Source organism: Streptomyces toyocaensis (assembly GCF_000725125.1).
Lineage (GTDB): Bacteria > Actinomycetota > Actinomycetes > Streptomycetales > Streptomycetaceae > Streptomyces > Streptomyces toyocaensis.
On sequence record NZ_JFCB01000009.1, the window covers coordinates 79,396 to 98,139 of the forward strand.

Below are 18,744 nucleotides of genomic sequence, written 5' to 3' on the forward strand. Positions count from 1 at the left end.
TCCGGAGGGTGGCGTCAGACTGCCGAGCCCGCCTTCCACTGCTCCCAGCTCATGTTCCAGCCGTTGAGGCCGTTGTCCGGGGCGATGGTCTTGTCGCCGGTGTTCTGCACGACGACCACGTCACCGACGATCGAGTTGTCGTAGAACCAGGAACCGGGCGTGTTCGGGTCGCCGGCGCCCTTGGCGTCGGCCAGGCCGATGCAGCCGTGGCTGGTGTTGACACTGCCGAAGATGGACTTGGCACCCCAGTAGTTGCCGTGGATGAAGGTGCCGGAGTTGCTCAGGCGCATGGCGTGCGGCACGTCCTTGATGTCGTACTCGCCCTTGCCGTCGTCGTCGGTGAAGCCGACCGTCGCGCCGTTCATCCGGGTCTCCTTGAACTTCTCGGAGATCACCATCTGGCCCTCGTACGTCTTGTTCTCGGGCGCCCCGGCGGAGATCGGAATCGTGCGGACGGTCTTGCCGTCCTGCGTGACCTTCATCTGCTTGGTCTTGGCGTCGACGTACGAGACCTGGTTCCGGCCGATCTTGAAGGTGACCGTCTTCTGCTGGACGCCGAAGACGCCCTCGGCTCCCTCGACACCGTCGAGGGCCAGCTTCAGGGTGACGGTGGCGCCCTCCTGCCAGTACTCATCCGGCCGGCAATCCATGCGGTTGGCGTTGAACCAGTGGCAGGCGACCTCCTGGCCACTGGTGGTGGAGACGGTGACGCCCTTCTGGACGGCGGCCTTGTCGGTGATCGCCTTGTCGAAGTTGATCGACACCGGCATGCCGACGCCGACCGTGGTGCCGTCGTCCGGGGTGAAGTTGCCGATGAAGCTGTTGGCCTGGGAGACCGTGGTGAACGACGCGTTCTCGTGGGCGGCGAGGCCCTCGGAGTCCTCCGCGGTGGCCGACAGCTTGTACGTGGTGGCGCGCTCGAGCTGGACGCTGGGCTTCCAGCTCTTCTTGTCGGCCGATATCTCACCCGCGACGGCGGTGCCGTCGGCGGTGGTCATCTTCACCTCGGTGAGCGTGCCCTTGCTCACGGTCACGGCGGCGGAGTTGTTGATGGAGGCGTTGGTCGAGCCGTCCTTGGGCGTGATCTTGATCTGCGCCGCGGACGACTTCTTGGCCGCCGCCTCGTCCACCTGGGCCTGGGAGGTGTCCTTGCCGTCGCCACCCGAGCCACCGTCGTCACCACCGGAACACGCCGAGAGCACCAGCACTCCGCCGAGCAGAGCGGACGCGGCCGCCAGACCCCTGCGCCGCTTACCGTCCGTCATCACACGCTTCTCCATCGTTGCCGAATCCCAACCCCACGAGTCCCCGGCACGCAGCCGAGAGACCTCGTCCACAATCTTCAACGCTACGACCGGGTGATCCGGTTCCCCACGGCCCGGGGGTGTGGGGCTCACCACGTCCGCCGGGGCGGACGGTGAAAACGGCGGCCAGTGCGCCAGTTGAGACGTCGTGAACCGGGCGGCGGTTGCCGCCCGGGGTCACGATTTCCCCAAGACGCCTCAGCCCGCCCGGCCCGCCTCGTCCTCGTCCTCGTCCTCGTCGCCGTAGGACCCGTGGTGGGACTCCTCGCCGTCTTCCTCGTCGAGGTCCCACTCCGGGGAGTCCGGGTCGTACTCGATCCGTTCACTGCTCCAGGAGGCCTGCAGGAGATCGACCCCCGGCACCCCGCCGACCAGGCTGACCGGGTCCACGAGATACGCGAGCGCCTCCGCGGTGTCCTCCCTCACAGCACTCTCGGCGTGTACCCGTTCCTCCGCGGGCATATCGCCCTCGTCCGCGATCCTGCGCAGCGCGGCCTTGGTCAACGCGTCCTCGTCGTCGACTTCGAGGACGACCTCGACGCGAAGCCGCACAAACCGTGATGTCTCTGGAGTGCTCATCCCCGGAGCCTACGGCCACCGGCTCCCGTGACTTTCCCGTGACCCGCGCCATTCACTACCATCGCCCCACACGGCCAATTCGCCAGCGCCACAAGGGGATCGATATTCCGTGTCATCCGCGCTCCGTCCGTTGCTGACCGCCACCGCCGCGGGCACCCTGCTGTGCGCCCTGTGGTTCGTCCCGTCCGCGAACGCGTCGTCGGACACACCGGCGGGGGACGCGCCTTCGGCGACCCCGTCCGCCCAGGTCACCGAGCAGGCGAGAGCCGTGTCCGGCACCAGGTCGGCGTCGCTGGAGACCACCGGCCAGGAGGTCCGTCTCGCGGACACCGGCAGCTTCGACAGCACCCCGTACATCATCGGCGGCACGGCCTCCCTCGCCCTCGGCGCCGGCTTCGTCGTCTACTCGGTACGCCGGGAACGGCTGGACTTCTGACGCCGCCGGACCGGCTCACACCCAGGCCCCGCGGCTCGGCCGCGGGGCCCCGCCGGGTCAGCGCAGCGGCCCGGTGCCCCTCTCCACGGCGGCGACCAGCCGCCCGTCCCGCACGAACGCGTCCGCCGCCTCGAGGTCGGGCGCCAGGTAGCGGTCCGGACCGGGGCCGCCCACACCCGCTGCCCGCGCGGCCTCGATGACGGCCCGCGTCGCCGGCGCCGGGGTCAGCCCCTCGCGCAGTTCCACGGCCCGCGTGGCGGCGTACAGCTCCACGGCGACGACCCGGGTGAGGTTGTCGACGGCGGTCCGCAGTTTGCGCGCCGCCGACCAGCCCATCGAGACGTGGTCCTCCTGCATCGCGGAGGACGGGATCGAGTCCGCCGACGCGGGTACGGCGAGCCGCTTCAACTCGCTGACCAGGGCGGCCTGCGTGTACTGAGCGATCATCAGCCCGGAGTCCACGCCGGCGTCGTCGGCGAGGAACGGCGGCAGTCCGTGGCTGCGGTTCTTGTCCAGCAGCCGGTCGGTGCGGCGCTCGGCGATGGACGCGAGGTCGGCCACGGCGATGGCGAGGAAATCCAGCACGTAGGCGACCGGGGCACCGTGGAAGTTGCCGTTGGACTCCACCCTTCCGTCCGGCAGCACGACCGGGTTGTCGACGGCTGCGGCGAGTTCACGCTCGGCGACCAGCCGGGCGTGCTCCAGGGTGTCCCGTCCGGCGCCGGCGACCTGCGGGGCACAGCGCACCGAGTAGGCGTCCTGCACCCGGGGAGCGTCGTCCTGGTGATGTCCCGTCAGCCCCGAACCCTGCAGTACGGCGAGCATGTTGGCGGCGCTGGCGGCCTGACCCGGGTGCGGACGGATGGCGTGCAGCTCGGGGGCGAGCACCTTGTCGGTGCCGAGGAGCGCCTCCAGGCTGAGCGCGGCGGTGACGTCGGCGGACTTGTAGAGGAGGTCCAGGTCGGCGAGGGCCATGACCAGCATGCCGAGCATGCCGTCGGTGCCGTTGAGGAGGGCGAGCCCTTCCTTCTCGCGCAGTTCCACGGGCCGGATGCCGTGCTCGGCGAGCAGGTCACCGGCCGGCCGCACGGTCCCGTCGGGGCCCTCCGCCTCCCCCTCGCCCATCAGGGTGAGGGCGCAGTGGGACAGCGGGGCGAGGTCGCCGGAGCAGCCGAGGGAGCCGTACTCGTGGACGACCGGGGTGATCCCGGCGTTCAGGACGTCGGCCATCGTCCGTGCGACCTCGGGCCGGACCCCGGTGCGCCCGGAGCAGACGGTCTTGAGCCGGAGGAACATCAGGGCGCGGACGACTTCCCGCTCCACGCGGGGTCCCATGCCGGCGGCGTGCGAGCGGACGATGTTGCGCTGCAGCTGCGCGCGCAGCTCCGGGCTGATGTGCCGGGTCGCGAGGGCGCCGAAACCGGTGCTCACCCCGTAGACGGGGTCCGGCTTGGCGGCCAGGGCGTCCACGATCTCGCGGGACGCGGTGAGGGCGGCCACCGCCTCCGCGGACAGTTCGATGCGGGCACCGCCGCGCGCCACGGCGAGCACGTCGGACGCGGTCACGCCGGACGTCCCCACCACCACAGTGTGCATAGTCATATTCAGGAGCGTACGCAGTGAATTCGATGATGTCACCCCTGGGCAGGGCCCTCACCCCTTACCTGCGGGTCACCGGGGCGCCGGCTACGGAGAGTGCCGCCCACGGAACCGGCGCCGCTCCCCGTCCGGCGCCCGCGAGGGCTCGTCCGCGAGACGTACGACCGGGTCCTCCGGTCCGGCCCGCCCGGCCACCACGGGATGGTCGGCCCGCTCGGCCTTGGCCCGGTACTGCGCGGCATCGGCCAGCCGGAACAGCCGCCGGGCGGAGTGCACCGGCCCGATGGGGTCCTCGGTGGACGCCACGCCGCAGGCCACACCGTCCCCGATGCCGAGCACCACCGCCCGCCGGCACACCTCGTCGGCCGCCTTGACGACCTCGTCGGCCGGTGGCCCCACCGCCAGCAGACAGAACTCGTCCCCGCCGAGCCGCGCCGCCAGGGCGCCGGGCACCATGGCCCCGCACAGCGACAGCACGGTCCCGAAGCGCTCCAGCAGCCGGTCCCCCACGGCGTGCCCCAGCGTGTCGTTGACCCGCTTCAGCCCGTTCAGATCGCACACCACCAGGCTGACGACGACCCCGTCCCGCCGGTGACGCTCGACCGCCTCGTCGAGCCGGGTGTCCACGGCACGCCGGTTGGCCAGCCCGGTCAGCGCGTCCGTGAAGGCCAGCCGCCGGGCCTCCTCCAGCCGCTCGGTCTGCGCGAGCCCGGCGGCCACCACGGCGGCCAGGACCGTCGCGAAGTCCGCGTCGGCCCGGCCGAAGACGGGCACACCGGCCGGCCGGGCCACGTACAGCTCGCCCCACGCCCGACCGTGCAGCACGATCGGCGCGATCACGCAGCAGCCGCGCCCCCGCCGCCTGAGCGCCGCGACCCGCCGATGGGAGTACCCGGCCCGGCCCGTCGAGGTGCCCTCGGCGGTCTCCACCCACGCGTCGGGCTCCCCTCCCCCCGCCCACCGCTCGTGCAGGAATTCGGCGATCTCGGCGAACTGGTGCACCGGGTAGGACTCGTCCTCGGGGAACTCCTCCTCCCCCTCCGCCAGCTCCCCCACGTTCACCAGTACCCGCAGCCGCCCGAGCTCCCGCTCCCACACCGACAGCGCGGCGAAGCTGCCGCCCAGCGCCCGGCAGGCCCCGCCGGCCGCGGCCCGCCAGGACTCCCGCGAACTGTGCGCGGCGGCCATGCCCTGGGCCAGCGCCACCACGGCCGCCAGCCGGCTCTCCTCACCCATTCCCCCAGATTAGTGAGGTTCGCGACCAACCGGGACATCAAGGATGTGAACGAAGCGGCGCCCGGCTACTCCCCGGGCCACTGCGGCCTGCGCTTCTCGTTGAAGGCGGCGACCCCCTCCGCCCGGTCCCCCGAGAACGCCACCGAGCGCCAGGCGGCGTCCTCGACCTCGAGCCCCGCGGACAGGTCGAGGCCGTGCCCCAGCCGCAGCGCCCGCTTGGCCGCCCGCAGCCCCACCGGGGAGTTCGCGGCGATCCGGGAGGCCATGGCGAGGGCCTCCTCCCGGTCCCGTCCCTCCTCCACCAGCTCGTCGACCAGACCCAGCTCACGGGCCTCGCCGGCCTCCACCCGACGCGCCGTGAAGATCAGCTCGGCGGCCCGGGCCGCCCCCACCCGCCGGGGCAGCAGCTGCGTACCGCCCCCGCCCGGGATCACCCCGACGGACACCTCGGGCAGCCCCATGACCGCCGTGCGGTCGGCGACGATCACATCGCACGACAGGGCCAGCTCGAAACCGCCCCCCAGCGCGAACCCGTGCACGGCAGCCACCGTCGGCACCGGCAGTTCGAGCACTCCGGTGTACGCCCCGCGCGCGACGGGACGCTGGCGCACCAGGTCGGCGTCGCTGAAGGAATTGCGCTCCTTCAGATCGGCACCCACGCAGAACGCCCGCTCGTGCGACGAGGTCAGTACGACGGCCCGTACCGCGCGGTCCTCCCCCAGCGCCGCACAGGCCCCGGCGATGGACCGGGCCATCTCCGTCGACACGGCGTTCATGGCCTTGGGCCGGTCGAGGACGAGCTCCGCGACATGTCCCTGCTCGTGCCGACGCACCAGCACGAACTCCCCGAACCGTTCCTCACTCATGACACCCTCCGGTTAACGCGGGTTAACATCACTCGCCCCGATCATCGCAGCCGACGGCCGCCCGGAAAAGGGCGCACGCCCGGTTCCCCCGTCACCCCCCGCCCACCCGTTCGAGTGACATCCGGATGACTCCGGCACCGCTCCCCGTGGCAGCGCGTAGCGTGCGCACACCGCAGCGCGTCGGGGGCGCGCGGCAGGGGAGGAAGCAATGACACCGAAGAGACCGCCGGCACAGTTCGCGCCGCACACCGCCGAGCCGCCCGCCCGCACGGGCTTCCTCCCCCGCATCAGGGGCCGCCACCGCAAGCCCCGCCCCCGCAAGGTGCTGCTTGCCGCGGGCGGCCTGGCCCTGGCCGCGGGCACCGTGAGCCTGATCCGCCTGACCCCGGCGCCCGACGGCGGAGGCGTCATCGGCGTGGAGGCAGGCCCGCACCCCGCCCCGTCCGCGGCGACCACCACCCCCGTCGGCCCTCCTCCTCCCGAGACGCCGGCCCCCGAGGCGAGCCCGTCCTCACCCAAGGCCCTGGGCGGCAAGGACGAGACACCGCTCACCCCGCCCGAGCCGCCGCCCACGCCCCCCACGCCCACGGCCGTCCCGGACACGACGCCCACGACGCCCCCGACCCCGCCCGCGCCCTCGACGAGCGGCCCCGGCACACCCCGCGCCCCCGGCCCCCCACCACCGGAACACCGGGACCCGGCGCCGCACCGGCCGGAGAACCCTGCCCCCGCACCCGAGCCCCCGCCCACCCCCGAGCCCGACCCGGGCCTGTGCGTACCGATCATCGGACTGTGCGTGGGCGGCGCGGCACCCGGCTAGGAGGAGGACGGCGCCCCGTTGCGGCGGGTGAGCAGCCAGGGCTCCACCACACCGAGCCCACGCACCGGCCGCTGCCACATCGGCTGGAGCGCGAACCGGTACGTCGGCGGCTCCTCGCCCTCCTTCTCTGCCGCGGCCACCGCCTCGGCCGCCGCGGCCTCGGAGGCGGGCGCGTCACCGGTACGGATCAGTTCCTGGGCGAACGCGGTGTCGACGAGCACGGCGTCACGAGGGGCTATGGAGGTGAGCCGGGAGGCCAGGTTCACGGTCGTACCGAACACATCGCCCATCCGGGTGGTCACCGTGCCGAACGCCATGCCGACCCGCAGCTCCGGCATGGTCTCGTCGTTCGCCATGGTCTCGATCAACCGCATCGCGATCTCGGCGGCGGTCCCCGCGTCGTCGGCCGCGTACAGCACCTCGTCACCGAGCGTCTTGATGAGCCGCCCGCCACGCGCCGCGACCAGATCGGCGGCCGTGGTCTCGAAGGCCTCGACGAGCTCGCCGAGCTCCTCCTCCTCCATCCGCCGGGTCAGCCGGGTGAACCCCACGAGGTCCGCGAAGGCGACGGCCAGCCGGCGGTCGACCATCTCCTCGTCGTCGGCCCCCTGCACGACCCGCCCGGCGGAGGCGGCGAGCTGCCGCCGCCAGACGTACACCAGGAACTCCTCCAGCTCGGGGAGGAGCAGTTCGACGATCGGATAGGTGACCTCGGTACGGGTCATCCCCGGTTCGGGCGGCTCGGTCAGCCCTTCCAGGAACGAGTCGATCTGCCATTCGGCCAGCCGTGCGGTGGTCTGCCCGGTGGACCGTGCCACCTGCACCGCCATGGCCTCGCTGAGCAGCCCCGCCTCCACCAGACCGGCGAGCCTGCGCAGCGCGAGTACGTCCGCCTCGGTGAGGGCCTTGGCCTGTCCGACGTCGGCGAAGCCCATGGCCCGCCAGAAACGGGTGGCCAGCTCCATGGTGACGCCGGCGCTGCGGGCGGCCTGGAACGGCGTGTAGCGGCGCTCGGCGCCCAGAATGAGCTGCTCGAGGCGCAGAGCAAGCGGATCCTCGCCGGCGCCCTGCGCGTCCGTTCCGGAACCCGAGTCGTCGACGGTCACGCGTTGCTGCCCTTCCGATCTGCCATGGCCATGGTTCGACCGGGCTCAACTCTACGGCAGGTGTGCGCCAGCTCACTCCGTCAGGTTGAGCCGGGGGTGGGTCCGCGACCCGGTGCTTTGTCAGGTGCCCGGCGTGGGTGCGGGCCGGGGGTGTTCGCGCAGCCCGGCGCTTGCGGGGTGCCGTCGCGCCCACCCTCCCCCACTCTCGGCTTCGCTCGAGCGGGGGGACCCCCATGAGCGGGAGGTACCCCCATCGCCCCAGCGGCACGACTGCCCGCGGGAACGCGGGAATGCGGGAACGCGGGCACGGCGGGTGCGGCGGCCCGCGAAGACAGCGGAGGCGGCGGCCCGCGGAAGCGGCGGCAGGCGCGGAGCGCGGAAGCGGCGGCAGGCGCGGCCCACGGAAGCGGCGGCAGGCGCGGAGCGCGGAAGCGGCGGCAGGCGCGGAGCGCGGAAGCGGCGGCGGGCGCGGAGCGCGGTGGGCGTGGGACAGCCGCCTACGGCGGGAAGGGGGCGGGGCGGGGGTGTGCGCCCGCAGCGGCTGGTGCGAGCAAACGCCCCGCACCTCCACCGGCCGACCCGGTCGCGCCAGTCCGAGGACGGACACCCCCGACCCGACCCCGACCCACCTACCACCCGAAGGCGCCACCCGAGCCCAAGGCCGAGCCCACCCCCCCCGAGCGTCACACGGCCGGGCGCAGGTGGACGATGTCACCCGCGCCCACCGGCTCCCGCACCCCCGACTCCGTGGCCAGCACCAGCCGCCCGTCACCGTCCACCGCGACGGCCTCCCCCACCAGCGCCCGGTCCCCCGGCAGCTCCGCCCGCACCGTCCGCCCGAGCGTCGCGCACCCCGCCGCGTACGTCTCCTGCAAACCGCACGCCCCCGCGTCCCCACCCGCCGCCCGCCACCGCCCGTACCACTCCTCCAGCGACCGCAGCATCCCCCGCAGCAGCGGGTCCCGGTCCGTACTCACCGCCCCCGCCAGCGCCAGCGACCCCGCCGTCGGCACCGGCAGCTCGTCCGCCCGCAGGCTGACGTTGATCCCGACGCCGACCACCACGCCCCCCTCCCCGGCGCCCTCCGCCAGGATCCCCCCGGCCTTGCGCTCGGCTCCCCCCACGGTCACCAGCACGTCGTTCGGCCACTTCAGTGCCGTATCGACCCCCGCCGCCCGCGACAGCCCCGTGGCCACCGCCACCCCCGTCAGCAGCGGCAGCCACCCCCACCGGGCCACCGGCACCTCCCGCGGGGTGAGCAGCACGGAGAAGAACAGCCCGGACCGGGCCGGCGCGCTCCACTGCCGGTCGAGCCGCCCCCGCCCGGCGGTCTGCTCCTCGGCGACGAGCACCGCGCCCTCCCCCGCCTCCCCGGCCGCCGCCCGCGCCACCAGATCGGAGTTCGTCGACCCCGTCCGCTGCACCACGTCCACCCGCGACCACAGCGCCCCCTCCCGCACCAGACCGCGCCTCAACGCGCCCACGTTGAGCGGCGGCCGGTCCAGGTCGGACCAACGGTTCCCGTACGGCTCTGAAGCATCTCGCGGCGTCATGCAAGCCACCCTAGGTGTGGTAAACGCCGCACTGCCGAAGCGAAGGCCCCCCACTACGCTACGGATGAGTAACCGTCCCCCCTTTTGAGCAGGCAGGGAGCCGCATCCCGATGTCCGAGCCGGAAGAGCAGCAGCCTGACATCCACACCACCGCGGGCAAGCTCGCGGATCTTCAGCGTCGTATCGAAGAGGCGACGCACGCCGGCTCCGCACGCGCCGTCGAAAAGCAGCATGCCAAGGGCAAGCTGACGGCCCGTGAGCGGATCGACCTCCTGCTCGACGAGGGTTCCTTCGTCGAACTGGACGAGTTCGCCCGGCACCGCTCCACCAACTTCGGCCTCGACGCCAACCGCCCCTACGGCGACGGCGTCGTCACGGGCTACGGCACCGTCGACGGCCGCCCGGTCGCCGTGTTCTCCCAGGACTTCACCGTTTTCGGCGGAGCCCTCGGCGAGGTCTACGGCCAGAAGATCGTCAAGGTCATGGACTTCGCGCTGAAGACCGGCTGCCCGGTCATCGGCATCAACGACTCCGGCGGCGCCCGCATCCAGGAGGGCGTGGCCTCCCTCGGCGCGTACGGGGAGATCTTCCGCCGCAACACCCACGCCTCCGGCGTGATCCCGCAGATCAGCCTGGTCGTCGGCCCGTGCGCGGGCGGCGCGGTGTACTCCCCCGCGATCACCGACTTCACGATCATGGTCGACCAGACCAGCCACATGTTCATCACCGGCCCCGACGTCATCAAGACGGTCACCGGCGAGGACGTCGGCTTCGAGGAGCTCGGCGGCGCCCGCACCCACAACGCGACCTCCGGCGTGGCCCACCACATGGCCGGCGACGAGAAGGACGCGATCGAGTACGTCAAGCAGCTCCTCTCCTACCTCCCGTCCAACAACCTCTCCGAGCCCCCGGCCTTCCCGGAGGAGGCGGACCTCACGATCACCGACGAGGACCGCGAACTCGACACGATCGTCCCGGACTCGGCGAACCAGCCGTACGACATGCACAGCGTCATCGAGCACGTCCTCGACGACGGCGAGTTCTTCGAGACGCAGCCGCTGTTCGCGCCGAACATCCTCACCGGCTACGGCCGGGTCGAGGGCCGCCCCGTCGGCATCGTCGCCAACCAGCCGATGCAGTTCGCCGGCTGCCTGGACATCACCGCGTCCGAGAAGGCGGCCCGCTTCGTGCGGACCTGCGACGCCTTCAACATCCCGGTCATCACGTTCGTCGACGTCCCCGGCTTCCTGCCGGGTGTGGACCAGGAGCACGACGGCATCATCCGCCGCGGGGCCAAGCTGATCTTCGCCTACGCCGAGGCCACCGTCCCGCTGATCACCGTGATCACCCGCAAGGCCTTCGGCGGCGCGTACGACGTCATGGGCTCCAAGCACCTGGGCGCCGACCTCAACCTGGCCTGGCCCACCGCCCAGATCGCGGTGATGGGTGCGCAGGGCGCCGTCAACATCCTGCACCGCCGCACCATCGCCGAGTCGGGGGACCCCGACGAGGCACGTGCCCGGCTGATGCGGGAGTACGAGGACGCGCTCCTCAACCCCTACGTCGCGGCCGAGCGCGGATACGTCGACGCGGTGATCATGCCGTCCGACACCCGCCGGCACATCGTCCGCGGCCTGCGCCAGCTCCGCACCAAGCGCGAGAGCCTGCCCCCGAAGAAGCACGGCAACATCCCCCTCTAAGGAGCCGCTGTGATCAAGGTCGTACGGGGCAACCCGACCCCGGAGGAGCTGGCCGCCGCACTGGCGGTGGTCCGGGCCCGCGCCGCGGCGGCCTCCGCCGTGCCGTCCGGCGCGCCCGCACCCCGTGACTCCTGGTCCGACCCGTCCCGCGTCGCCGCCCACCGCCTGCCCCAGCCGGGGCCGACGGCATGGTCGCGGACGTACTGGCCGGGCGCGTGACGACGTACTGGCAGGACGCCTGACGACGACGGGCCGCACCCCCGGGTGCGGCCCGTCACCGCCACTCCGCGAGGGTCCTCGCGCACCCCGCGCGGGCCCTCGCGGGCCGGCCAAGTTGAGTACGCGTACTCAGGCGACTCCCGCCAGCTCAGCGCCACGCTGGTGGCATGCTGTGGTCCGACCCCGAGAACGAGCCGCCGAAGGAACTGCGGGACACGCAGGACATGCTGCGGCGGCTGGGCGTTCTGATGGCGCTGGCCATGGTGCTCGCGATGCTCGTGATCGGCGTGAGGTGAGGCATCCGGGCGACGTCGATACGCTGACCGCATGACAGATCAGCCGCGCCGCCGCCTCGTGCTCGCCTCCCAGTCCCCCGCCCGGCTCGGACTGCTCCGCCAGGCCGGCCTGGCCCCCGAAGTGATCGTCAGCGGGGTCGACGAGGACGCCGTCACCGCCCCCACCCCCGCCGACCTGGCACTCGCCCTGGCCGAGGCCAAGGCCTCCGTCGTCGCCGCGAAGCCGGAGGTCAAGGGTGCGCTGGTGATCGGCTGCGACTCGGTCCTGGAACTGGACGGCCAGGCCCTCGGCAAGCCCGCGGACACCGAGGAGGCCACCGCCCGCTGGAAGGCCATGCGGGGCCGCGCGGGCACGCTCCAGACCGGCCACTGCGTCTACGACACCCTCAGCGGCAGGTACGTCTCGGCCACCGCCTCCACCGTCGTCCGTTTCGGTGACCCCACCGACGAGGAGATCGCCGCCTACGTCGCCTCCGGCGAACCGCTCCACGTCGCCGGGGCGTTCACCCTGGACGGCCGCTCGGCGCCGTTCATCGACGGTATCGACGGCGACCACGGCAACGTGATCGGCATCAGCCTGCCCCTGGTACGCCGTCTGCTGGCCGACCTGGGCGTCGGCATCACGGAACTGTGGGCGCCGCCGGAGGGGTGACCGGCGAGCGGTCGCTTCCGGTGCCGCCCGGACCGTCCGTGCGGCCCGGACCGTCCGTGCCGCCGGTGCCGCCGGTGCCGCCGGTGCCGCTCTCGGGAGCGGTGCCGGCGGACTCGCCGGAACGGCCGTCGTACGTCATCAGGAGCAACACGATGAGTCCGAGGACGACCACCATGGCCAGGAACGCGGTCCAGCCGATCAGCCCCCACGCGAACGCGCCCAGCAGCCCGTGCACCACCGCGGCGCTGATCAGCAGCACCCGGCCGACGCCTGCCGGCGCCCGGTCCCGCAGCGCGACCAGCAGGGCCACCAGACCGCACAGCGCGAAGTAGAGCCCGAAGACGATCCCCCCGATCTTCGAGGACACCGACATCATGTGCGGGTCGAGACCCGCCAGCGACATGTCCTGCCGGTCGACGACGACGCCCAGGAACCAGTTCACCGCCGCGATGCCGAGCGCCTCCGCGAACAGCACGAGCGCCACGATCCACGCCACCGGTCTGCGCACCACCGGCCCCACCCACTTCCGAGCACGACTGCGGTTACCCCGAGTATCTTCGGGCCGACGCGAAGGCTACTGACTGGTAAACCTCGGTACAAGGGTTCCGTGGACGGCAAAGAATCATTGGGCCATTCGTAGGGACTCGACAAAGAAACGAAGTGGGCCGCAGCACGCCCTTACAGAGACCTTGACCACACAGGACGGCTAGGGTTTCCGGGAGGAGTCCTGCCTACCGCGGTGCGACAAGGGATTTCGCGGGGCCAGCGAGCCTCGTATCACGCTCCGTGTGGGCAAGCTCACCTCTGGGGACGGGTCGAAGTGCCGTGTCGGCAGTCCCTAAACTCGGCTTGTTTCAAGGAGGGAGCCTCAATCGTGCGCAAGGTGCTCATCGCCAACCGTGGCGAAATCGCTGTCCGCGTTGCCCGGGCCTGCCGGGATGCCGGAATCGCGAGCGTTGCCGTCTACGCCGACCCGGACCGGGACGCTCTGCATGTCCGCGCCGCGGATGAGGCGTTCGCCCTGGGCGGTGACACTCCGGCCACCAGCTACCTCGACATCGAGAAGGTCCTGAAGGCCGCGAAGGAGTCGGGCGCGGACGCCATCCATCCGGGCTACGGCTTCCTCTCCGAGAACGCCGAGTTCGCCCAGGCGGTGCTGGACGCGGACCTGATCTGGATCGGCCCGCCGCCGCAGGCCATCCGCGACCTCGGCGACAAGGTCGCCGCGCGGCACATCGCCCAGCGCGCGGGTGCGCCGCTCGTGGCGGGTACGCCCGATCCGGTGAGCGGCGCCGACGAGGTCGTCGCCTTCGCCGAGGAGCACGGGCTGCCGATCGCCATCAAGGCGGCGTTCGGTGGTGGCGGGCGTGGTCTGAAGGTCGCCCGGACGCTGGAGGAAGTGCCGGAGCTGTACGACTCGGCCGTGCGAGAGGCCGTGGCGGCGTTCGGGCGGGGCGAGTGCTTCGTCGAGCGCTACCTGGACAAGCCGCGGCACGTCGAGACGCAGTGCCTGGCGGACCGTCACGGGAACGTGGTCGTCGTGTCCACCCGTGACTGCTCGCTCCAGCGCCGGCACCAGAAGCTGGTCGAGGAGGCTCCGGCGCCGTTCCTGTCCGACGCGCAGGTCGCGCAGCTGTACTCGGCGTCCAAGGCCATCCTCAAGGAGGCCGGTTACGTCGGTGCCGGCACCGTGGAGTTCCTGGTCGGTCTCGACGGGACGATCTCGTTCCTCGAGGTCAACACGCGTCTGCAGGTGGAGCACCCGGTGACCGAGGAGGTCGCCGGCATCGACCTGGTGCGGGAGATGTTCCGCATCGCGGACGGTGAGGAGCTGGGGTACGACGACCCGGTGCTGCGCGGTCACTCGTTCGAGTTCCGTATCAACGGTGAGGACCCGGGGCGCAACTTCCTGCCCGCCCCCGGCACCGTCACGACGTTCGCCCCGCCGTCCGGTCCCGGTGTGCGGCTGGACGCGGGTGTCGAGTCCGGCTCGGTGATCGGTCCGGCGTGGGACTCGCTGCTGGCGAAGCTGATCGTCACCGGCCGCACCCGCAAGGAGGCGCTGGAGCGGGCCGCCCGTGCGCTGGAGGAGTTCCAGGTCGAGGGCATGGCCACGGCGATCCCGTTCCACCGTGCGGTGGTGAAGGACCCGGCGTTCGCTCCCGAGCTCACCGGTTCGGCCGATCCGTTCACGGTGCACACCCGGTGGATCGAGACGGAGTTCGTCAACGAGATCAAGCCCTTCGCCGCCGCGGTGGACGTGGAGGCCGAGGAGGACGCGGGCCGCGAGACGGTGGTCGTCGAGGTCGGCGGCAAGCGGCTGGAGGTCTCGCTCCCGGCGTCGCTGGGCATGTCCCTGGCCCGTACGGGTCTGGCGGCGGGTGCGAAGCCGAAGCGGCGGGCGGCGAAGAAGTCCGGTCCGGTGGCTTCGGGTGACACCCTCGCCTCTCCGATGCAGGGCACGATCGTGAAGATCGCCGTGGAGGAGGGGCAGGAGGTCAAGGAGGGCGATCTGATCGTCGTCCTTGAGGCCATGAAGATGGAGCAGCCCATCAACGCACACCGGTCGGGCACGATCAAGGGCCTGAGCGCGGCGGTGGGGGCGTCGGTCACGTCCGGCGCGGCGATCTGCGAGATCAAGGACTGAGCCGGGTCCTGCACGTTCCCGGCGACCCGCCGGGGTCCGTACGGATCCCGGCGGGGATGCCTGCGGCGCAGCGGTCTGTGCGGTGGGGGTGCGCGTAGCGCCTTCGGGTGGTGGGTGGGTCGGGGGTGTCCGTCCTCGGACTGGCGCGACCGGGTCGGCCGGTGGAGGTGCGGGGTGCTTGTTCGCACCAGCCGCTGCGGGCGCACACCCCCGCCCCGCCCCCTTCCCGCCGTAGGCGCCTGTCCCACGCCCACCGCACCCCGCACTCCGCGCCTGCCGCCGCTTCCGCGCCCCGCGCCTGCCGCCGCTTCCGCGGGCCGCCGCGCCTGCTGTCTTCGCGGGCCGCCGCCCCCGCCGCTCCCGCGGGCAGTCGTGCCGCTGGGGCGGCACGGGTGGGCGCGACGGCACCCCGTGGGCGCCGGGCTGCGTAACCTCCCCCCGCCCACACCCACGCGGAGCACCCCGCAGGCACCGGGAATGAGCAGCCGCCCGCGGCCCACACCTACGCCGGGCACCCCGCAAGCGCCGGGCTGCGCGAACACCCCCGGCCCGCACCCACGCCGGGCACCTGGCAAAGCACCGGGCTGCGGACCCACCCCCGGCCCACCCCACCGGCGGTGCTCAGCGCCTCCGTAGGTCGGCGACCCGCGCCCGCTCGCCCGTCGGCTCCGCCGCCCCCAGCGCCACGGCCGTGCGCAGTCCGGGCCCCTGCCGCCGGGGCCCCGGAAGCGGCACATCCCGGCGTTGGCGGGCCGACGGCGGCCCCTCACCCCCCGCGCCCGCGGAACCCCCCGGCGCCCCCGCGACAGCGATCTGCACGCCCTGGTCCGCGAGCGCCTGCAACTCCGTCCCCGCACGGTCGTCGTGCGCGGGCGGCTCGTCCGTCACCAACCGCGTGATCAGATCCGTCGGCACCGTCTGGAACATGGTGTCCGTCCCGAGCTTCGTGTGGTCCGCGAGGACCACCACCTCCGCCGCGGCCTGCACCAGCGCCCGGTCGACGGACGCCGACAGCATGTTGGACGTGGACAGCCCCCGCTCGGCGGTCAGGCCGCTGCCGGAAAGGAAGGCCCTGGACACCCGCAGTCCCTGCAGGGACTGTTCGGCACCGCTGCCGACGAGGGCGTAGTTCGAACCGCGGAGCGTACCGCCGGTCATCACGACCTCCACCCGGTTGGCGTGGGCCAGCGCCTGGGCCACCAGCAGGGAGTTGGTGACGACCGTCAGTCCGGGCACCCGGGCGAGCCGGCGGGCCAGCTCCTGCGTGGTGGTACCCGCGCCGACCACGATGGCCTCTCCCTCTTCCACGAAACTCGCGGCGAGGTCGGCGATGGCGGTCTTCTCGGCGGTCGCGAGATGTGACTTCTGCGGAAATCCGGACTCTCGCGTGAAACCGCCCGGAAGTACCGCACCGCCGTGCCGGCGGTCGAGGAGTCCTTCTGCCTCCAGCGCGCGCACGTCCCGCCGTACGGTCACTTCGGAGGTCTGGACGACGCGGGCGAGCTCACGGAGCGACACGGCCCCGTTCGCTCGCACCATTTCGAGGATCAATTGGCGACGTTCTGCAGCGAACACGAAACTGACAGTAACGCCGACGACCGTCTGGTTTCAGCAGTTTGCGCTGAATAGCAGAAGTTGTTCACACGGTCCCACACCAAGTGGTATGGGACCTGTACCGTCAGGCCTCCGCTCCCGTCTTCCGCGTGTGCAACTGCCGTGCCACCTCGGCGATCGAGCCCGACAGCGACGGGTACACGGTGAAGGCGTTGGCGATCTGCTCGACGGTCAGATTGTTGTCGACCGCGATCGAGATGGGGTGGATGAGTTCCGAGGCGCGCGGCGCCACGACCACGCCGCCGACCACGATGCCGGTGCCGGGCCGGCAGAAGATCTTGACGAAGCCGTCGCGAATGCCCTGCATCTTCGCGCGCGGGTTGCGCAGCAGCGGCAGCTTCACCACCCGTGCGTCGATCTTGCCGCCGTCGACGTCGGCCTGGGAGTAGCCGACGGTGGCGATCTCGGGGTCGGTGAAGACGTTCGACGAGACCGTCTTGAGGTTCAGCGGTGCCACCGCGTCGCCCAGGAAGTGGTACATGGCGATACGGCCCTGCATCGCCGCCACCGAGGCGAGCGCGAAGACGCCGGTGACGTCACCGGCGGCGTAGACGCCCGGGGCCGTGGTCCGCGAGACCTTGTCGGTCCAGATGTGGCCCGACTCCCGCAGCCTGACCCCTGCCTCCTCCAGGCCCATGCCCTCGGAGTTGGGGATGGCGCCCACGGCCATCAGGCAGTGCGACCCGGTGATGACCCGGCCGTCGGCGAGGGTCACCTCGACGCGGTCCCCGACCCGCTTGGCGGACTGGGCCCGGGAGCGCGCCATCACGTTCATGCCGCGGCGGCGGAAGACGTCCTCCAGCACGGCCGCCGCGTCGGGGTCCTCGCCCGGCAGCACCCGGTCGCGCGAGGACACGAGCGTCACCTTGGACCCCAGCGCCTGGTAGGCGCCGGCGAACTCGGCGCCCGTGACACCCGATCCGACCACGATGAGCTCCTCGGGGAGCTCGTTCAGGTCGTACACCTGGGTCCAGTTCAGGATCCGCTCGCCGTCGGGCCGGGCGTCGGGGAGTTCGCGCGGGTGGCCGCCGGTCGCGATGAGCACGGCGTCAGCGGTGAGCGTCTCCTCGCTCCCGTCGGCGGCGCGGACCACGACCTTGCGCGACCCGTCGAGCGCCTGCATGCCCTCCAGCCGCCCGCGCCCGCGCAGCACCCGCGCGCCGGCCCGGGTCACCGAGGCGGTGATGTCGTGCGACTGGGCGAGGGCGAGGCGCTTCACACGCCGGTTGACCTTCCCCAGGTCCACGCCGACCACCCGGGCGGCCTGCTCCTGGGGCGGGGTGTCGTCGGCGACGATGATCCCCAGTTCCTCGTACGACGAGTCGAAGGTGGTCATCACCTCGGCCGTGGCGATCAGGGTCTTGGACGGCACGCAGTCGGTCAGCACCGACGCCCCGCCCAGGCCGTCGCAGTCGACGACGGTCACCTCCGCGCCGAGCTGAGCGGCGACCAGCGCCGCTTCGTATCCGCCGGGTCCGCCACCGATGATCACGATCCGAGTCACGTACTCCATTGTCCCGCACACTTCAGCGTGCGACCGCCCGGGGGGCCGGGCCGTGGCCCCGCTGTTACCGGAGTGGCACCGGTTGCGGCTGCCGTACCCTTCCCCCATGTCGCTCTACGCCGCGTACGCCGGCAACCTCGACGCGCGGCTGATGTCCCGCCGCGCACCGCACTCGCCGCTGCGCGCCACCGGCTGGCTGAACGGGTGGCGGCTGACGTTCGGGGGCGAGCACATGGGCTGGGAGGGCGCGCTCGCGACCCTCGTCGAGGATCCGATCTCCCAGGTCTTCGTGTCCCTCTACGACATCGCCCCGATGGACGATGAGGCCCTCGACCGCTGGGAAGGGACCGGCGACCTGGACCTCTACCGGCGCACACGGGTCCGCGCCCACACGCTGGACGGCGAGGAGTCCGCCTGGACCTACGTCCTGAACAGCTACGAAGGCGGCCTCCCCTCGGCTCGCTACCTGGGGGAGATCGCCGACGCCGCGGAGTCCGCGGGCGCGCCCCACGACTACGTGATGGAGCTGCGCAAGCGCCCGTGCTGAGGGCACCTCGTCGGAAACGACAAGACAACGATCGCCATCCCGTTCCCTCCGACATCTACGCGCGTA

The 18,744-nt window shown here is 72.3% G+C and carries 18 protein-coding genes; 8 read left to right on the plus strand and 10 right to left on the minus strand.

From position 1 onward, the window contains the following. Window positions 1-14 precede the first annotated feature (14 nt). The gene (locus BU52_RS12650) at window positions 15-1,265 is read right to left on the minus strand and encodes a L,D-transpeptidase (protein WP_037933009.1); all 1,251 of its coding nucleotides are present in this window, start codon (window positions 1,263-1,265) and stop codon (window positions 15-17) included. Window positions 1,266-1,502: 237 nt separating this feature from the next. Next, window positions 1,503-1,883: a hypothetical protein gene (locus BU52_RS12655; RefSeq protein ID WP_051858148.1), complete on the minus strand. Its 381-nt coding sequence runs from the start codon at window positions 1,881-1,883 to the stop codon at window positions 1,503-1,505. Between the two features lie 109 nt (window positions 1,884-1,992). Between BU52_RS12655 and BU52_RS12660 the strand changes: the two genes are divergently transcribed. Continuing rightward, window positions 1,993-2,319: an LPXTG cell wall anchor domain-containing protein gene (locus BU52_RS12660; protein WP_167343514.1), complete on the plus strand. Its 327-nt coding sequence runs from the start codon at window positions 1,993-1,995 to the stop codon at window positions 2,317-2,319. Between the two features lie 57 nt (window positions 2,320-2,376). Here the strand turns inward: BU52_RS12660 and hutH are convergent, their stop codons facing one another. The 3 genes from hutH to BU52_RS12675 all read right to left on the minus strand — a co-directional run bounded on the left by hutH (window position 2,377) and on the right by BU52_RS12675 (window position 6,020). Beyond that, window positions 2,377-3,915 (minus strand): histidine ammonia-lyase, encoded by a 1,539-nt coding sequence (gene hutH, locus BU52_RS12665; RefSeq protein ID WP_037932719.1) that lies wholly within the window; start codon window positions 3,913-3,915, stop codon window positions 2,377-2,379. A 90-nt stretch (window positions 3,916-4,005) separates the two neighbouring features. After that, complete coding sequence (locus BU52_RS12670; protein ID WP_037932722.1) at window positions 4,006-5,154, minus strand: GGDEF domain-containing protein; 1,149 nt, start codon at window positions 5,152-5,154, stop codon at window positions 4,006-4,008. Window positions 5,155-5,219: 65 nt separating this feature from the next. Continuing rightward, window positions 5,220-6,020, minus strand: coding sequence for an enoyl-CoA hydratase/isomerase family protein (locus BU52_RS12675; protein ID WP_037932725.1), 801 nt, complete (start codon window positions 6,018-6,020; stop codon window positions 5,220-5,222). A gap of 208 nt (window positions 6,021-6,228) precedes the next feature. On the opposite strand from BU52_RS12675, the gene BU52_RS12680 reads away from it, so the two are divergent. After that, window positions 6,229-6,840 carry a hypothetical protein gene (locus tag BU52_RS12680; RefSeq protein ID WP_051858150.1) on the plus strand — a complete coding sequence of 204 codons (612 nt, stop codon included), beginning with the start codon at window positions 6,229-6,231 and terminating at the stop codon, window positions 6,838-6,840. Here BU52_RS12680 and BU52_RS12685 read toward each other — a convergent pair. Further along, window positions 6,837-7,946, minus strand: coding sequence for an adenylate/guanylate cyclase domain-containing protein (locus BU52_RS12685; RefSeq protein WP_037932728.1), 1,110 nt, complete (start codon window positions 7,944-7,946; stop codon window positions 6,837-6,839). The genes BU52_RS12680 and BU52_RS12685 overlap by 4 nt on opposite strands. Before the next feature lie 683 nt (window positions 7,947-8,629). Then, window positions 8,630-9,499, minus strand: coding sequence for a biotin--[acetyl-CoA-carboxylase] ligase (locus BU52_RS12690; RefSeq protein ID WP_037932731.1), 870 nt, complete (start codon window positions 9,497-9,499; stop codon window positions 8,630-8,632). Window positions 9,500-9,609: 110 nt separating this feature from the next. Here BU52_RS12690 and BU52_RS12695 point away from each other — a divergent pair, with 110 nt between their 5' ends. The 4 genes from BU52_RS12695 to BU52_RS12705 all read left to right on the plus strand — a co-directional run bounded on the left by BU52_RS12695 (window position 9,610) and on the right by BU52_RS12705 (window position 12,366). After that, window positions 9,610-11,199, plus strand: coding sequence for an acyl-CoA carboxylase subunit beta (locus tag BU52_RS12695; RefSeq protein ID WP_037932734.1), 1,590 nt, complete (start codon window positions 9,610-9,612; stop codon window positions 11,197-11,199). Window positions 11,200-11,208: 9 nt separating this feature from the next. Continuing rightward, window positions 11,209-11,418, plus strand: coding sequence for an acyl-CoA carboxylase epsilon subunit (locus BU52_RS12700; RefSeq protein ID WP_037932738.1), 210 nt, complete (start codon window positions 11,209-11,211; stop codon window positions 11,416-11,418). Between the two features lie 167 nt (window positions 11,419-11,585). After that, the gene (gene mmpB, locus BU52_RS36815) at window positions 11,586-11,714 is read left to right on the plus strand and encodes a morphogenic membrane protein MmpB (protein ID WP_106979509.1); all 129 of its coding nucleotides are present in this window, start codon (window positions 11,586-11,588) and stop codon (window positions 11,712-11,714) included. 31 nt (window positions 11,715-11,745) lie between these two features. After that, the gene (locus tag BU52_RS12705) at window positions 11,746-12,366 is read left to right on the plus strand and encodes a Maf family protein (RefSeq protein WP_037932740.1); all 621 of its coding nucleotides are present in this window, start codon (window positions 11,746-11,748) and stop codon (window positions 12,364-12,366) included. Here BU52_RS12705 and BU52_RS12710 read toward each other — a convergent pair. Next, the gene (locus tag BU52_RS12710) at window positions 12,335-12,877 is read right to left on the minus strand and encodes a hypothetical protein (protein WP_037933016.1); all 543 of its coding nucleotides are present in this window, start codon (window positions 12,875-12,877) and stop codon (window positions 12,335-12,337) included. The two genes, BU52_RS12705 and BU52_RS12710, sit on opposite strands and share 32 nt — an antisense overlap. Window positions 12,878-13,240: 363 nt before the next feature. Here BU52_RS12710 and BU52_RS12715 point away from each other — a divergent pair, with 363 nt between their 5' ends. Continuing rightward, window positions 13,241-15,013, plus strand: a complete 1,773-nt coding sequence (locus BU52_RS12715; protein ID WP_037932742.1) for an acetyl/propionyl/methylcrotonyl-CoA carboxylase subunit alpha — start codon at window positions 13,241-13,243, stop codon at window positions 15,011-15,013. A gap of 621 nt (window positions 15,014-15,634) precedes the next feature. On the opposite strand, the gene BU52_RS12720 is transcribed toward BU52_RS12715, so the two are convergent. Both BU52_RS12720 and BU52_RS12725 read right to left on the minus strand, forming a co-directional pair. Further along, a complete protein-coding gene (locus BU52_RS12720; protein ID WP_078903212.1) occupies window positions 15,635-16,588 on the minus strand; it encodes a DeoR/GlpR family DNA-binding transcription regulator in 954 nt (317 codons plus the stop codon). 103 nt (window positions 16,589-16,691) lie between these two features. Beyond that, the gene (locus tag BU52_RS12725; RefSeq protein ID WP_037932748.1) at window positions 16,692-18,140 is read right to left on the minus strand and encodes an NAD(P)H-quinone dehydrogenase; all 1,449 of its coding nucleotides are present in this window, start codon (window positions 18,138-18,140) and stop codon (window positions 16,692-16,694) included. A gap of 97 nt (window positions 18,141-18,237) precedes the next feature. Between BU52_RS12725 and BU52_RS12730 the strand changes: the two genes are divergently transcribed. Further along, window positions 18,238-18,678 (plus strand): gamma-glutamylcyclotransferase, encoded by a 441-nt coding sequence (locus tag BU52_RS12730; protein ID WP_037932753.1) that lies wholly within the window; start codon window positions 18,238-18,240, stop codon window positions 18,676-18,678. Window positions 18,679-18,744 lie beyond the last annotated feature (66 nt).